Source organism: Streptomyces sp. NPDC041200, from assembly GCF_055591805.1.
This window is the reverse complement of sequence record NZ_JBVIZF010000048.1, coordinates 1-16474: the sequence shown is the minus strand read 5'-3', so window position 1 is coordinate 16474 and position 16474 is coordinate 1. Positions and strand designations below refer to the sequence as shown.

The following is a 16474-nucleotide window of genomic DNA, read 5'->3' as shown; positions in this document are numbered from 1 at the left end:
TCACGAGAAGCGGGTGCGCAGCTCCGCTTCGAGTACTTCGAGGGTGCGTCCCCGGGTCTCGGGGACGTAAGCCTTCACGAACGCGAGGGACAGGACGCCCGCCGCCACGAAGAGGAAGAAGGTGTTGGAGATTCCCAGCGCGGACACCAGCGACGGGAAGACCAGTCCGATCGCGAAGTTGGTCAGCCACAGCACCACGGCCGCGATGCCCATCCCGAACCCGCGCATGCGCGTCGGGAAGATCTCGGAGAGCATCAGCCAGGTGACCGGCGAGATCGCGCCCTGCTGGAAGGCGAGGAAGGTCACCGTCATGGCCAGCACGGCGAAGGCGCGGGCCGTGCCCTCGGGCAGGACGAGCGAGAACACCCCGATGAGCAGCAGGGCGGTGGTCGTGCCGAGCTGGCCGGTCATCAGCATGGGGCGGCGATTGACCCGGCCGAGCAGCCAGATGCCGACGAAGGTGGCGAGGACCGAGATCACACCGTTGGCGATGTTCGCGGTGAGCGCGCTGTCCGAGGTGAAACCGGCGTCGGTGAGGATCTGCGTCCCGTAGTACATGATCGTGTTGACGCCGGTGATCTGCTGGACGATCGCGATGCCGAAACCCACGAACATCAGCTTGCGCATCCACGGGGTGGCCTTCATGTCCTGCCAGCCGCCGAGCTTCTCCTGCTCGTCCTTGACGGCGAGCCCGGACACCTCGCTCAGCTCGGCCTCGGCCCGCTGCCGTGACCTGATCTGCTGGAGCACTCCGAAGGCCTCGTTGAAACGGCCCTGGGAGGCCAGCCACCGCGGGCTCTCCGGCATCACCAGCATGCCGAACCACAGCACCACGGCCGGGACGGTCGCGATGACCAGCATCCAGCGCCAGACGCCACCGGACTCGCCGCCCACCCGCGCGATGACCGCGTTGGAGGTGAAGGCGAGCAACTGGCCGCTGACGATCATGAGTTCATTGCGGGTGACCAGTGCGCCCCGCCGCTCGGCGGGTGAGACCTCCGCGAGATAGACCGGCACGGTCACCGAGGCGCCGCCGACCGCGAGGCCGAGCGCGAAGCGTGCCACGATCATGGTCTCGGTGTTCGGGGCGAGCGTACAGCCGAGCGTGGCCAGGAAGAACACCACGGCCAGCAGCAGGATGTTGCGCCGTCGCCCCCGCGCGTCCGAGAGCCGTCCTCCGGTGACCGCGCCCAGCGCCGCGCCCAGCAGCAGCGAGCTGGTGACCATGCCCTCGGTGACGGGGGTCAGGCCCAGGTCGTCGGTCATATAGGGCAGGGCACCGTTGATGACACCGGTGTCGTAGCCGAAGAGGAGCCCGCCGAAGGTGGCGATGATCGTGATGACCCTCAGCCGCCGGGTCACCGCCGTCGGCGCGTCATCGTCGTGTGGGGTGGGTCCCTCGGCGGGTCCTGCGGCGGGTTCTGTCGTGGGGGTGGGGCGTGCTGCTGCGTCGTCCCTGACGTCCATGGTCAGTCCTTTGCCGAACGGGGTGACGGCTGCCGCGCTCTACTAGCGCGCTCTAGTAGGAGTACGATGTCCCTTGTCCAAATGTCATGTCAATAGACGGTTGCCGTAAGTTTTCGGGTGCGCCGACCGAGGTGAGCGGGAAACAGACGTGACACACGGACCGTGGGGGAGAGTGGGTTCAGCGGTGGATGGAACAGGCAAGCAGCGCCCCACGATGGCGGACGTCGCCGCGAAGGCGGGGGTGTCCAGGGCCCTGGTCTCGATCGTCTTCCGCGACCAGCCGGGGGCGAGCCAGGAGACCCGCGAGCGGGTCCTGCGCGTCGCCGATGAGATCGGCTACCGCCCCGACAGCGCGGCCCGGCTCCTCGCCCGCGGCCGCAGCCGCACCCTCGGCGTGATGCTCACCCTCCACAACGCGTTCCACGCCGACCTCGTGACGGGCGTCTACCCCGAGGCCGAGCGGCTCGGCTACGACGTCCTGCTCGCCGCGACCACCCCGGGCCGCGGTGAGTCCCATGCGGTCGAATCCCTGATCAGCCACCGCTGCGAAGCGGTGATCCTGCTCGGCCCGGACGCGCCGACGGCGGACCTGGACGCGCTGGGGCGGCGTACGGTCGCCATCTCGGTCGGCCGCCGCGTACCGGGCGCCCGGGTCGACAGCGTCCGCAGCTCGGAGGGCAAAGGGGTCCGCCAGGCCATGGACCACCTGGTGGCACTCGGCCACCGGCACATCGTGCACATCGACGGCGGCCGGGGGCCGGGCTCGGCGGAGCGCCGCCGCGCCTACCGCGCCGCGATGCGCCGCCATGGGCTGGAGTCCACCGCGCGGGTGATCCCCGGTGCCCATACGGAGGAGTCGGGCATCGAGGCGGGGCACCTGCTCATGGCCGAGCGCGAGCGCGGCCACCCGCTGCCGACCGCGGTGCTCGCGGGCAACGACCGTTGCGCGATGGGGCTGTTGATGACCCTGACGCGGGCGGGCGCCGATGTCCCCGGCGAGGTGTCCGTGGTGGGCTACGACGACAGCCACCTGTCGCACGTCATGCCGGTCGGGTTGACGACGGTCCGTCAGGACGCCGTGCGCATGGCTCAGTACGCCGTGCGGTTCGCCGTGGAGCGGCTGGACGGTGGCGCGCCGGAGCCACGGGAAGCGGTGCTGGACCCGAAGCTGGTGGTGCGGGACACCAGCGCGCCACCCCGGCCGTAGAGCTATTTCGCTGTCAGCGCGGTGACCAGTTCGTCCAACCCGTTGAACCGCCCGTCGAACACATCGGAGCCGGTCGGCGGATCTCCGACCGGTCGCCGGACGTGGGCGGTCCGCATGCCCGTCGCCTGGGCCCCGCGGAGGTCCCAGGCGTGGGCGGCCACCATGAGTACGCGTTCCGGTGCGCATCCGGCGGTGTCGAGGGCGAGCCCATAGACCTCCGGCGCCGGCTTGTAGGCCGAGACGGCTTCGGCGGACAGGGCTTGGTGCCAGCGCAGCCCGGCATGGGCGTTGAGCCGCAGCAGGGCGGTGCGGCTCGCGTTGGAGAGCCCGAGCACGGGGAAGTGCTGTGCGAGCCGTTCGAGGCCGGCGGTGGAATCGTCCCAGGGAGGCAAGTGCTGCTCTGCCTTGGCCAGTCGGGCGATGGTTGCCGGATTCGTGAGTCCGGCATGGTCGGCAACCCTTTGGGCGGCCTCTGCGTCGATGGTCTCGGTGTTGACGTACGCGCGCAGCCCTTGCGCGATGCGTTGCTGCTCGCGCTCGACATGCTGCTGCCACACGGTGAGCAGCGCGTCGACGGACGCATCGTCGACAGCCGCATGGTCGGGTGGGGATACCGCCTCGCTGATCGCCGCTCGAAGTCCGCCGGGTTCGTCGACCAGTGTTCCGAGGACGTCGAAGACGACGACCTCGATGTTGCGGATCTCGGCCATGCGTACTCCCGTGGTCGTCCCGGCGTCACCGGCTCAGTAGGTGACGACCTTGCCACCAGCTTCGTCACCGGTCAAGATGGTGACGTGGATTTCGCGTACGTGAGCGGCAGCCCAGCCCTCGATCTGGCCGGTACCGTGCTGTCTCGTCGGGGCACGCCCGTCGACGTCCTGGCCGCGCCCGCAGATCTCGAACGCTGGGTGACCCAGTGCGACGCGCTCCCCGACCGGGTCACCGCCGACGTCGCAGCCTTCGAATCCGCGCTGTCCCTGCGCGAGGCGATCTACCGGCTTGCTCTCGATCGCGTGCTCGATCGGCCCTTCGATCCGAGCGGTCTGGGCATCGTCAACGACATGGCCGCCGGGCCGGTGCCCACGATCGAACTCAGCGACGCGGGGCTGCGGATGTCAGGAGATCTCCCGGCCGTGCTCGCCCACCTGGCCAGAAGCGCCATCGCCGTGCTCGCCGATCCCCACGCCTGCCTCAAGGAGTGCGGTCGCGGCGACTGCACGCGCATCTACCTCGACCGCTCACGCGGTGCCCGGCGCACCTGGTGCGGGATGGACGCATGCGGCAACCGCGTCAAGGCCGCGGCCTATCGAGCCCGCAAACGGGCTGCGGCCACGGCTGATGGCCGCGGGCCCGGGGAAGCCATCTGACGGCGATATTCGCCCAAAGTCTGACAAATATCCCTCGCTCGGTCAGGCCGTGAGAGTGGCCCGGGGGCCGAAATACCAGATCGGCAGGGCCTACCGATTCCCTCACCGGATGGGATACCCCTGAAGGGGCGGCCCCGGTCCGGGCCGTTCCTCCTCTGATTCCCCCGGAAGGAGCCCTGTTATGGACGGTTGGTATGTGGACGACCGTTGTACGAACTGCGATGTGGCCCGCCAGCTCGCGCCCGGGCTGATCGGCGAGATCGAAGGAAAGTCGCAGATCCTGCGGGCACCGAAGGACGCGGCGGAGACGCGGCTCCTCCATGCCGCCGTGTTCGCCTGCCCCACCCGCTCGATCCGCCCGGCGTCCGGGCGGGTGGACCCGACGCTGGACCCCTTTCCGATGGCCCTGGACGACGGCGTCATGATCTGCGGGCACAACTCCCCGCACACCGCCGGGGCCAACTCCTACCTGCTCCTACGGCCGTCCGGCACGGTCATGATGATCGACACACCTCGCTGGAGCCGTGAACTCGCCGCGCGGTACGGGGAGTCGGGCCCGGTCACCGATGTGCTGCTCACCCACCGCGATCACGCCGCACACGGCCGCCGCTACGCGGACCATTTCGGCGCCCGGTTATGGATTCACGAGGGCGACCTCGACGCGGCGCCGGACGCGGACCAGGTGATCCGGGGGGTCGAACCCCAGGAGATCGGCGAGGGGGTCACCGCCCATCCGCTGCCCGGCCACACCCGGGGCAGTGTGCTCTACCTCGCCGACGGCCGGTACTGCTTCAGCGGCGACAGCTTCTACTGGTCACGCACGACCGGTGATCTGGAGGTTGCGGACAGCGTGACCTGGTACTCCATCGAGGAACTGGCCCGCTCCCTGGTCAGGGTCGCCGGACGGCTGCGATGCGAATGGATCCTGCCGGGCCACGGTGACCGCCACCGCCTCACCGCCGACCAGATGTCCCGGCGGCTGCGGGACCTGGCAGAACGCACACGACTGCTACGGCCCCGGCCGGTCGACTTCACCGCTGTCCGCTGGTGAGGTGCGCGGGGGTCCGTCAGGAGAGCCCTCGGGGCCGGATCCTGGCGACCCCGGCGTAGGCCCACACCCGCGCCGGGTCGTAGCCCAGCCCGGACTCCGGGCGTGGCGCCGGGCCGAGTTCGGGATGCCACTCCGGCAGCCGTACCACTCCGGGCTCCACCGGACGTGTCCCGTCGAACAGCCGGAGGACGGCGGCGTGGTCGCGCAGCACCATGGGCGCGGCCACGTTGCGCTCGGCGTAAACGGCGGCCCCGGCGGACGTGGTGGGGGAGTAGTCGCCGGTCGCGTGGGACAGCGCCAGGTAGCTGCCGTCCGGCAGCGCGTCGCAGTACGTGCGGAGGAGGGCGGCCGGGTCCGCCTCGTCGGGGACGAAGTGCATGACCGCGGAGAGGATCAGCGCGATGGGCCGGTCCCAGTCGAAGACGTCCGCCGCGCGCGCCTCGCCGAGCACCGTGGCGGGCTGGTGCAGATCCCCGTGCCGATAGGCCACGCGGCCCGTCGGCCCGGACGTCAGCAGCGCCCTGGCGTGTGCCAGCACGATGGGGTCGTTGTCCATGTAGAGCACCCGGCAGGCCGGATCCGCCCGCTGCGCCACCTCGTGCGGATTCGGCGAGGTGGGCACCCCCGTGCCCAGGTCGAGGAATTGCCGCACCCCCGCAGTCTCCGCCAGGTACCGCACCGCCCGGTGCATCCACGCCCGGTTCCCCCGCGTACTGTCCCGCACCTGCGGCGTACGGCGCAGCACCTCTTCGGCCGCCTCCGCGTCGACCGCATAGTGGTCCTTGCCGCCGAGGTAGTAGTCGTACATCCGGGCGGGATGCGGCCGACCCGTGTTGATCTGCTCGGGAGCGAAGCCGAGTGTCTGCGGGGTCTGGCCATCGGCGGGCATCGGTACTCTCCTCGAACCAGGACAGGAGCGGAAGTTGCGGTCCTGCGTAGGGTATGTGGTCGTGAGTGCGTCTAGGTACGCGTACTCATGCGGGAGCGCTCCCATGGGAGGAGGGTCGCGCGTATGACATCGCCCGCGCGACCCCATGCTCCCGCGGACCGGGGAATCCCCTGGCTCGCCGATCTCTTGCTCGCGGTGCTCGTGCTGGCGCTGGACGCCGCCGTGGTGTTCGGCGCCGTCCTGAGCGCGGGGCTCGCGGCATGGCGCGATACCGCGGACGGCGAGGAAGCTAAGTGGGGCATGGGCCCGGCCATCGGGCTGGGGATCGTCACCGTCATCGTCGGGCTGACCGCGTTCGGCCTGGTCCGGGGGCGGTTCCCGCTCACCGGGACAGCTCAGTGCCTGGTGACGCTGGCGCTCGTGGGGGCCACCATCCTGGCGTGGTCCGCGGATTACCGCGCCGCGCACCCCGAACCCGCGCCCGGCTCCGGGTACTCCGGCACGTACGGGCAGTGTCGCAGCGGAGGCGACGACGCGGAGTGCGCCCACAGTGGTGGCTAGTTGATCCCCTAGACCTTCGCACGCGGGGTGCCCCGAAGTACGTTCGCGCTGCACACAGTGAGACGATGCGGCCTCCGAAACGATCTACAACTGAAACGGAGGGCGAATGCATAAACGTCGTGGAACCGTGACCCGTCGCTGGAAGGTGGCGGCGGTCGCGTCCACGGTGGCCGTGTCGATCGTGGTCCCGGTGGCGGTAGCTCAGGCCTCGACCGAACCACCGGAGGTCAGCGCCAAGGGCGCGTACCTGCTCGACACTGGTTCCGACGAGGAGCTGATGGCCAAGGACGCCGACACCAAGCGTCCGATGGCGAGCACTACGAAGATCATGGCCGCGCTCGTGGTACTCGAGACCAAGGACGTGGATCTCAACAAGCAGATCACCGTCAAGCAGGACTACCGGGACTATGTGACGTCCTCGGAAGCCAGTACGGCGGACCTGCAGACCGGCGACAAGCTGACCGTCAACCAGCTGCTGTACGGGATGATGCTCCCGTCGGGCTGTGACGCGGCGATGGCGCTGGCCGACACGTTCGGCACCGGCGACACCGTGGCCGACCGCACCAAGTCGTTCGTCTCCAAGATGAACGCCAAGGCGAAGGACCTGGGGCTCACCAACACCCACTACGACTCCTTCGACGGTGTGTCGGCGAACAGCGACAACTACTCCACGCCGCGGGACGTGGCGGAGCTGACGCAGCGGGCGATGGAGAACTCCACCTTCGAGACGGTCGTCAAGTCGGTGTCCACCAAGCAGGAGGCACCGGCGGCCAACGGCCGTACCCGGTACTACTCCTGGGACAACACCAACCGCCTCCTGGGCTCGTACAAGGGTGCGATCGGGGTCAAGACCGGGACCACCACCCCTGCGGGTCCCTGTCTGGTGTTCGCCGCCAAGCGCGGCGACCGTACGGTCGTGGGAGTCATCCTCAACGACGCGGACCGTTACCCGGACGCGCAGAAGATGCTCGACTTCGCGTACGACGCCGACACCGAGGTGAAGTGGCGCAAGCTTCCCAAGGACGCTCAGCGGGACTGATCCGTCAGCCCTTCGGGGCGAGCGTGCGGTGCCCCGGCCGGGGTTGTCTCCGGCCGGGGCACCGGTGTTTCAGCCCTCGTTGCCGACCGTGTGGCCGAGCAGATGGAGTGGCGCCGCGCTCACCCCGGCTGCCTCAACCGCCTCCCAGTAGGCGTGTGCGTGGGAGGCGTCGACCAGTCCGTGGACCAGCGGCAGGCCGGGCACGGCGGTGTGCAGCAGGGATTCGAGCCGACAGGAGGCGACCGTACCCGGCAGCCAGGCCTGCGCCGCATAGCCGGAGGCGGCTGCGGGTGGCAGGTCGTCGGCGATGTGCCGCTCGGTGTCGCCGACCGCGAGCAACCCACCCCCGACCGTCAGCACATCGCGCCACTGGCGCATCCGGTCGAAGGCGCGTGCGGTGTCGAAACAGTGCGGGAACGAGTCGTCGACCACGACGGCGCCGGGGCGCAGCCGGTCGACGTCGAGGACGGCCGTACCACCGCTGACGGCCGTGACGATCAGGTCGGCCTCGTACACCACATCGGGCAGGGGCAGGTCCGGGGCGGACTCGGCCGTCTCCACCGGCCCGGCCAGCCCGCTCCCGCGCAGCTCCGCGCCGAGCGCGCGCAGGCGCGGCGCGCTGCCCGCGAGGTCGCACAGCACCAGGCGGGCGGGCGGCCGCGAGGCACTGCTGAGCAGCAGGCTGAGGGACGAGGTGCCGATCGAGCCGAGTCCGACCATGGCGACGGTCAGGTCCCCGAGGTCGTGTCCGTCCGTTCCTTCGGTCGCGAGTGCGGCATGGACGGTCTTGACCACGGACACGGCGGTGGCCGCGTGGCCGGTGGTGACCGTCGTCGCCCCGCTGGTGGCGCGGATCACCTCGAAGCCGTAGCCGGTGTACGCGGGGATCATTCCGGCCAGCGAGACACAGCGCGCGCCGAGCGAGGCGGCGTGGGTGACGGCGCGAGCGGTGTGGTCGACGAGCCCGTTCCCCGGGGCCAGTTCGTCGGCGAACAGCGGGAGTGACACGAACGCCGAGCGGCCCAGTGGCGTACTGATCTCCTCCAGCAGGCGGGGGCCGCCGTCCGGGAAGAGCAGGGCCCGCAGGTGTTCCCGGGGCAGGGCCGTGGCCGGTACCCCGGCGAGCGCCGCCAGGTGTCCGGGCGACGGGAGATAGCCGACGAGCGCGGCGTCCGCGTCGGTTCGGACCGCGTCGGCTCGGCCCGCGTCCGCACGGGAGGTACGCGCCGTTCGGCGCGGGCGTGGCGCGACGGCCCCGGTCCCGGCCTGGGTCAGCTCGTCCCGCAGGGCGCGGGCGAACGTGTCCGCTGCCGCCGTGTCGAGGGCGGCGGCCGAGGCCCGCAGGGTGACGCGCAGACCGTCCCCGACGGGACGGACGGCCAGGAACACATCGGTTCCCACCGGGGGCGGGGCGAGTTCCGTGTCGTGGTGATCCCAGTCGAGGGTCAGGGACGCGCCGGTGGGCGGGCCGAGGGCGGAGAAGTCGAGGTAGCTGAAGAGGAACTGGGTAACCCTGGGCAGGCCGTGGCCGTGACCATGGCCTCGACCGGATGGCTCGCCACTGGTGCCGTACGTCCGGGCGGCGGTGGCCTCCTCGGTGATCCGGCGCAGATCGTCGCGGAAGGATGTGGCGGCCGTGGTGTGGCCCTCTTCCGCCACGGCCGGGCGCACCGGCACGGCGGCGGCCAGCGGGCCGAACAGCCCGCCGATGTCGGGCAGCGCGTGGTCGCGTCCGGTGACCGCGAGCCCGAGGACGAGGTCCCGTTGGCCGGTGAGATCCGCCAGGGCCCGGTAGTAGGCCGTCAGGACGGGGGCGTACGGCGTGGCGCGGACGGTGGCGGCGAGATGGCGCAGCCCGGCCGTCACCTCGGCGTCGAGGGTGAAGCCCCTCTCGGTCGTGCCGCTGCCAACGGCGTCTGGGCGCCGCAGTTCGGGCCGCTCGTACGGAGCGTCGTGGCGGGCCCGCCAGGCGGTGTCCGCCGGGCCCGGGGCCGACTCCTGCAGCAGGGTGACGTAATCGCGGAACGTGCTGCGCAGCGGCGGTAGTTGTGGCTGTTCACCGCGATCGAGCTGGTCGTAGACGGCGAGCGACTCCCGGCCGAACAGGGCCGCGCTGTAGCCGTCGCCGATGAGGTGGTGGGCGTGGACGAGGAGCGTGTGCTCGTCGGGGGAGAGCGTCAGCACCCGCAGGCGCAGAAGGGGCCAGGCCCACGGTTCGAAACGGCGACGGCGTTCGTCGGCGATCCGTTCGTCGAGTTGCTCGGGGGACGCCAGCGTCTCGAAGTCCACCGGGAGCCGCAGCGCGGGCGGCAGTTCCTGCTGCACGGGCGGGCGGGCGCCCGCCGGGAAGACGGTGCGCAGCATGGGGTGGCGGACGATGAGGGTGTCGACCGCGCGCTGGAAGAGATCGGCCCGCAGCGGGCCGCGCAGCCGTAGCCGGGCGAGCCACGCCGAGCCGGACCCGGGTGCGATGGCCTCGGCGACCAGGAAACCGCGTTGGGTGGGGGTGAGGGGATACGGCGTGACGGCTGCCCCTGCCGCTCCGGCGGGAGCGGTGGGGGTCTGTCGCGCGCCGGTCCCGGTGGCCTCGTCGATCGCGGTGGCCAGCGCGGTGAGCGTGCTGTGTTCGTAGATGACCGTCGGCCTGGGCAGGCTGGTGTTCCGCCGTGCCTCGTCGTCCGTCTTCTCCAGCCGGGCGAACACCTCCAGGACGAGGATGGAGTCGCCGCCGAGGGTGAAGAAGTCGTCCTCGCGGCTGACCTGCGCCACGCCCAGCACCTCGGACCAGATGCGGGCCAGGATGCGTTCGGTCGGCGTGGCGGGCGGGGCCTTGTCCGGTGTCGTCGTGGTGGCCGTGTCGGTGTCGGCGGCCGTGCCCGCGTTCGTGGCGGTGTCCGGGTCCGCGTCCGGAGGCGATGCGTCGAGACGGCGGCGGTCCACCTTGCCGGTGCCCGTGAGGGGCAGCGCATCGAGGTACCGGAAACGGGCCGGGAGCATGTAGTCCGGCAGGGTGCCGCGCAGATGGGCACGGAGCTGTGCCGGTTCGGGGCGGGGCGTGCCCGGCGCGGGCTCCACGAAGGCGGTCAGGCGGCCCTGATGGTGCAGTACGGCGGCCTGTGCGACGGCGGGGTGGGTGTGCAGCACCGACTCGATCTCCCCCGGTTCGACCCGGTGGCCACGGACCTTCACCTGGTCGTCCAGGCGGCCGAGGAAGTCCAGTACGCCATCGGGCCGCCTGCTGACCCGGTCGCCGCTGCGGTACCAGCGCTTACCGTCGCGCTCGGTGAACGCCGCCGCGGTCCGCTCCGGGTCGCCGAGGTAGCCCGGTGTCAGCCCCGTGCCGCCGATGAGCAGTTCACCGGGCTCGTCCGGGGCGCAGTGGCGCCCGTCCTCGCCCACCACCGCCACCTCGGTGCCGGAGATGGGGAGGCCGATCGGCAGTCGGCGCACCTCGTCTCCGGGGCGGGTGTCGATGAGGTGGCAGGTGGCGTTGACGGTGGCCTCGGTGGGCCCGTACAGGTTCGCGATGCGGTGGCCGGGCCCGAACAGGTCGTACCAGCGGCGGACATGGGCAGCGGGCAGCGCCTCCCCGCCGACGTGGATCCAGCGCAGCGCCGACAGATCGGGCCGGGGCGCACCGCGCCGCACCCTGCTCTCGGCGGCCGTCAGCAGCCGTTCCCACAGGGTCGGCACCGAACTCCACACGGTGATCCGGTCCCGTACGACCCGGTCCAGCAGCGCTTCGGGGTCGCGGACGAGGTTCCGGGGCAGGGTGTGCACGGTGGCTCCGACGAGCAGCGGTGCCAGCAGCTGGCGTACGGACGCGTCGAAGCACACGGAGGCGGTCTGGGCGAGCCGGTCGCCCGGCCGGTAGCCGAAGGTGTCCACGGCCCAGTCCAGGTAGTTCGCCATCGCCCGGTGGGTGATGGGCACGGCCTTGGGGCGGCCGGTGGAGCCCGAGGTGAAGATGGTGTAGGCGATCGCGTCGGGGTCGGTGGGTGCGGGCTCTGGTGCGGTGGCGGGTGCGGGCGATGGATCGTCGATGGCGACCGCCGTCACCTCGTCGAACGCGTCGGCCATGGCGCGGGTGGCGGCGTGGCACACCACGGCCCGGGCCGTCGACCGGTGCAGTTGGTCGGCCAGGCGCGCGGGGGGATGGGCGGCGTCCAGCGGCCCCCACCCGGCCCCAGCTCGCAGGATGCCGACCACGCCGACGACGGTGTCGGCCCCCGGCTCGGTGAGCAGACCGACCACGTCCCCGGAGGTGACGCCGCGGGCGCGGAGACGGGCGGCGAGCGTGGCGGACGCCTGGTCGAGTGCCGCGTAGGTCATGGTGGCCTCGCCGGTGTCCACCGCCACCTGGTCGGCGGCCTCCCGGAAGCGGGCGCACAGGCGCTCGACGATGCCTTCGCGCTCGGCAGGTGTGGCGAGTTCGGTGAGGTTGGTGAGTTCGGTGAGTTCCGCGAGGTGTTCGCGGGCCAGGCGCTCCACGGTGGTCGGGGTGAACAGCCGGGCCGGGAAGTTCCAGGAGAAACGCAGGGCTCCGTCGCTCTCCCAGCACAGCAGCCCCAGGCGCGTGGCGGCGGAAGCGGTGCGCGCGGCGGTCGGGCGTACCGTGACCGGGCAGTCGGGGTCCGTGGCGGCCGGGAAGCGGGCGAAGCTGAACCCCGCCGGGGAGGGCGTGCGCGGCCGCGCCCCCGTGGCGGGCAGCAGTCGGGCGATGTCGAGGCCGGTGAGCCGCGCGTGCCGCTCGGCGTCCAGCCAGATATCGCGCAGCCGCTGTGCCAGGGCGGGCACCGGTTCGTCCGGGTCGACGGTGGCCAGGAGCGGCAGCGTGTCGGCGAGCGGGCCGACCAGCCGGTCGAGCCCGGCGAGCCGCAGCTCACGGCGGGCGCGGGCGACGTTGACCGCGATGTCGCGCTGCCCGCTCCACCGCGCCAGGCAGCGCGCGTACCCGGCCAGCAGTAGGTGGAACAGTGAGACGCCGTGAGCGGCGGCGCAGGCGCGCAGCGCGGCGGTGAGGCCGGGGTCGGTGGCCACCTGGTGTGCGGTGAGTGGCGCGACGGGGGTCGTGTCGGGGGCGCTGTCCCAGGGCAGGTCCAGCGGCCGGGTGTGGTCGGCGAGCACGTCGTGCCAGTAGCGGCGGTCCTCGGTGGCCTCCGGGGAGGACCGTTCCGCGTCGAGCGCGGTGGCGTAATCGGCGAAGTCGGCCTGTGGTGAGGGTAGTTGGGGCGTACGTCCGTGTGCGAGCGCCGTGTAGGCCGACCACAGCTCCTCGCCGAGGACGTTGACGCTGAATCCGTCTGCGGCGGCGTGATGCAGAACGAGCAACAGGTGCGCCAGGTCCGGGCGCTCGCGCACCAGTACGGCGCGTACGGGCGCCTCGGCGGCCAGGTCGAAGGGCTGGTTGCACAGCGCCTCCTCCAGGTCGGCCAAGGGGCCGTCGTCGGCGTCCCGTACCTCGTACCAGGAGGGGACGGTGTGCGGTGCGGGCGGCGCCACGCGCTGTGTGGGCGCCGTACCGCCGGGGCCGGGCTCGATCCTGACGCGCAGCATCGGGTGGCGGTCGGAGAGAAACGCGAGCGCCCGGCCGAGCAGCCTGGTGTCGAGGGTGCCGCCGATGGTCTGGCGCACGTACGCGTACGCGGCGACCTCGGGGTGCAGCCTGCCGCCGGTGTGGAAGGCCAGCTGTACGGGGGTGAGGGAACGCGGGTCCCCGGAGGCGAAGGCGTCCGTGCGGTTGTTGGTGTGGTGCGGCGGGTGTGCGGGCGGCTGCGCGCTCGCGTGGTCTTCCGTCAGGTGGGCGGCCAGCTCGCGGATCGTCCGGTACTCGAAGAACAGCGTGGGCGGCAACGCCCGCCCCGTCTCCGCCTCCAGCCGCCGGACGAGGTCCACGGCGGAGAGCGAGTCCAGCCCCATGGTGAGGAACGGCTCGTCGTCGTCGACATCGCCGGGCGCGCGATGCAGGGCCTCGGCGAGGAGGCGGCGCGTGATGTCGGCGACGTGGGGTGGGGTGGGCGGCGCGGCTGTGGCCGCCCCTGCGACGGCTGCCGTTGGCGAGGGCGCGGTGTCGGTCTTGGGTGTGTCGGTGCCGGGTGTGGGGGTGGTCGCCGGGGTGCTGGTCGGCGCATGGGTGGCTGACGTGGCGGTGTCTGACGGTTCGGGGTCGGACGTGTCGGTTGCGGACGTAGCGGTGACCGACGTGACGGAGGCCGACCCCTTGGTGGCCGTCCTGGCGGGATCCGCCGGGGAGGGGGCAGGGCTGCCGAGGGGCGTCGCGTCGGACGGCCACGGGGCCGTTGCCGACGTACCGGTCGCCGACTTCTCCGCCAGCTCGGCCACCACCAACTGGGCCGCCTCCATACCGCAAGCCGTGTGCAGCGCCGACAGCACCGCGTCGGTGGTCAGTGCTGCGGGGCCCCGGGGCGCGATGGCCGCCCGGGACGGCCCCCGGGCGGCCAGGCCGGTGTCGGCTAACGCCGCGAAGTTCAGCGACTGCCACGGCCGCCCCGCGGCCCGTTCGGCGGCGGCGAACGCGTCCAGGAAGGCGTTGGCGGCGGCGTAGTCACCCAGTGCGCCCGCCAGGCCCGGCAGCACGGCGGCGACCGAGGAGAACGCCACGCACACCGCCGGGCGGTGGCCGTGCCGCCACAGGGCGCGGGACAGCAGCAGGCTGCCGCGCACCTTGGCGGCCATGACCTCGGCCATCTCCTCCGGCGACTTGGTCCGCAGCGTGCCGGGGCGCACCACCCCGGCGGCGTGGAAGACCCCGTCCAGCGGCGGCAGACCGGCCACCAAAGCCTCGACATCGGCTTCGGCCGACACATCCCCACCGCGGTACTCCACGGTGGCGCCGAGCGCGCCGAGTTCGGCCGTCAGGCCGTCCGCCGCACGGGCCGAGCGGCCCACCAGCACCAGGGTCGGTCGGCCACGCCCCGCCAGGTCACGCGCGAGCGCGGCGCCGATCCCGCCCGTACCGCCGGTGATCAGGTACGTGCCGTCGGGCGGCAGCGGCGACGAGGGCGGCGGACCGGCCGCCACCGCAGCGGCCGTACGGACCAGGCGGCGGCCCGCCCGCCACGCCACCGCGCCGCCGTCTCCCGGCGCGTGCCGCCCGAGCACCTCCCGCTCCAGCTCGTCGAGCCGGACGTCCAGGGAGTCGTACGAGGACACGTCCACGCTGTACGCGGTGAGGCCGGGGTACTCCTCGGGCAACGCGAGCGTCAGGCCGGTCAGCAGCGCCTGGGCCGGGCGGAGCCGTTCGCCATCGGCGCCGGTGGCGTGCACGTCCTCGGTCACCGCCACCAGACGGCCGCCGTCCCGGCTCATCGGGGCGTACATGTCCCGCAGCGCGGACACGGAGGACAGAACGGTGTGCGTCGTGGCGTCGAGGTCGGCCACGGTCGCACAGTCGGTGGCCGGTCCGGCGAACAGCACGGTGACCGGCGGGGGCGGCTCGGCGGAGGAAGCGTCGCCCCGCAGGACCGTGATACCGCGCCGCTCCAGGCGGTGGGCCAGCGCGCGGGCCAGGTCCGAGTCCGGCCCGGCCAACCGGACCGCGCGTGGGGTGTTCTCTTCCGCCGCCGGAGGCGCGTCGCACCAGGTGAGGCGGTGCAGAAGCGGCGCCGCCACCGGCTCGGGCCAGTACCGGCGGCGCTGGAACGGATACGTCGGCACGGCGACGCGCGCCCGCCCCGCGCCGAGGGCCGCGTGGTCCAGGTCCACGCCGCGTGTCCACAGCCGCCCCAGGGCCGTCAGCAGCGCCTGTCCGGCATCGGTGCCCGCCCCCGGGGCCGCCGCCGACGCGAAGACCTCGGGCGCCGGGCCCGTTCCGCCACGTCCCGCCGCGACGGACCGGACCGGCCCCGGCAGGGTGGCCCCGGGCCCCAGCTCGATCAACGTGTCGTAGCCGTCGTCCAGCAAACGCTCCACGGCGGCGCCGAAACGTACGGGCCGCAGGGCGTGTTCGCGCCAGTGCGCCGGGTCAAGGGGCGGCTGCCACTCGGCGGTGAGCGTGCTCAGCAGAGGAACAGACGGCGGACGCGGCTCCAGAGTGGCGGCCGCGGCGGCGAGCGAGTCGGCCACCGGGAGCATCGCGGGGGAATGGAAGCCGTGCGAGACGGGGAGAACGCGGGCCGAAACCCCCTCGGCGGCCAACCGCGCCACCGCCCGGTCGATCGCGTCCGGGGCTCCGGAAATCACCGTCTGATCAGGGGCGTTGACGGCGGCCACGCACAGCGCACCGGCCGATTCGGCCACCACCGCCGCGACGGCGTCCTCTCCACCGCGTACGGCGGCCATCGCACCCGGGGCGGCCAGATCGCGCATCAGACGGCCCCGCTCGGCGGCGAACCGCACCGCCTCGCCCAGGGTGAGCGCCCCGGCCACACACGCGGCGGTGATCTCGCCGACGCTGTGCCCGAACACCGCGTCCGGACTCACGCCCCAGGCGCGCAACTGCCGGGCGAGCGCCACGCCGTACGCGACGAGCAGCGGCTGCGCGACCTCCGTACGGGCCAGACCGGCCGGTGTGGCATCGGGGTCCAGACACCACTGGGCCAGGGTGCGCCCGTACACCGGGCCGATGAGCGCGGACGCCTCGTCCATCGCGTGGCGGAACGCGGGCGCGCGGCGGTACAGCTCGCGGCCCGCCCCCGGCCGCACGGTGCCCTGGCCGGGCAGCAGGAACACCAGCCGGGGCCGGGAGGTGACCACGGCGGGAGCGGGGTGAGCGGCGAGGCGTTCGGCCAGGTCGCCGCCCCGGGACACCACCGCCAGGCGGTGGCGGCCTTGGTCGCGGGCGGTGTTGACGGTGGCGCACACGTCGCCCTCGGCCAGCTCCCTGTGGGCGCGCAGATGGGCCGCGAGGCCCCGGGCCGCGGCCTCCAGGGCG

The 16474-nt window shown here is 72.6% G+C and carries 9 protein-coding genes; 5 read left to right on the top strand and 4 right to left on the bottom strand.

Translation table 11 applies throughout. The features are described 5' to 3' along the window. Positions 1 to 1467 (bottom strand): sugar porter family MFS transporter, encoded by a 1467-nt coding sequence (locus tag ACZ6CL_RS39410; RefSeq protein ID WP_468945520.1) that lies wholly within the window; start codon positions 1465 to 1467, stop codon positions 1 to 3. Positions 1468 to 1681: 214 nt separating this feature from the next. Here ACZ6CL_RS39410 and ACZ6CL_RS39405 point away from each other — a divergent pair, with 214 nt between their 5' ends. Beyond that, on the top strand, positions 1682 to 2674 hold the full coding sequence (locus tag ACZ6CL_RS39405; RefSeq protein WP_468945533.1) for a LacI family DNA-binding transcriptional regulator: 993 nt from the start codon (positions 1682 to 1684) through the stop codon (positions 2672 to 2674). 2 nt (positions 2675 to 2676) lie between these two features. Here ACZ6CL_RS39405 and ACZ6CL_RS39400 read toward each other — a convergent pair whose 3' ends face one another. Continuing rightward, the gene (locus ACZ6CL_RS39400; RefSeq protein WP_468945519.1) at positions 2677 to 3384 is read right to left on the bottom strand and encodes a haloacid dehalogenase type II; all 708 of its coding nucleotides are present in this window, start codon (positions 3382 to 3384) and stop codon (positions 2677 to 2679) included. A gap of 84 nt (positions 3385 to 3468) precedes the next feature. Between ACZ6CL_RS39400 and ACZ6CL_RS39395 the strand changes: the two genes are divergently transcribed. Beyond that, complete coding sequence (locus ACZ6CL_RS39395; RefSeq protein ID WP_468945517.1) at positions 3469 to 4041, top strand: CGNR zinc finger domain-containing protein; 573 nt, start codon at positions 3469 to 3471, stop codon at positions 4039 to 4041. 181 nt (positions 4042 to 4222) lie between these two features. Then, entirely contained in the window at positions 4223 to 5092 is an 870-nt protein-coding gene (locus ACZ6CL_RS39390; protein WP_468945515.1) for an MBL fold metallo-hydrolase, read from the top strand. Positions 5093 to 5108: 16 nt separating this feature from the next. On the opposite strand, the gene ACZ6CL_RS39385 is transcribed toward ACZ6CL_RS39390, so the two are convergent. After that, on the bottom strand, positions 5109 to 5981 hold the full coding sequence (locus tag ACZ6CL_RS39385) for an SAM-dependent methyltransferase (protein ID WP_468945513.1): 873 nt from the start codon (positions 5979 to 5981) through the stop codon (positions 5109 to 5111). A 123-nt stretch (positions 5982 to 6104) separates the two neighbouring features. On the opposite strand from ACZ6CL_RS39385, the gene ACZ6CL_RS39380 reads away from it, so the two are divergent. Beyond that, a complete protein-coding gene (locus ACZ6CL_RS39380) occupies positions 6105 to 6542 on the top strand; it encodes a DUF6234 family protein (RefSeq protein WP_468945511.1) in 438 nt (145 codons plus the stop codon). 106 nt (positions 6543 to 6648) lie between these two features. Then, on the top strand, positions 6649 to 7581 hold the full coding sequence (locus tag ACZ6CL_RS39375) for a D-alanyl-D-alanine carboxypeptidase family protein (protein ID WP_468945509.1): 933 nt from the start codon (positions 6649 to 6651) through the stop codon (positions 7579 to 7581). A gap of 69 nt (positions 7582 to 7650) precedes the next feature. Here the strand turns inward: ACZ6CL_RS39375 and ACZ6CL_RS39370 are convergent. Then, a partial coding sequence (locus ACZ6CL_RS39370; protein WP_468945507.1) for an amino acid adenylation domain-containing protein occupies positions 7651 to 16474 on the bottom strand: 8824 nt, incomplete at its 5' end.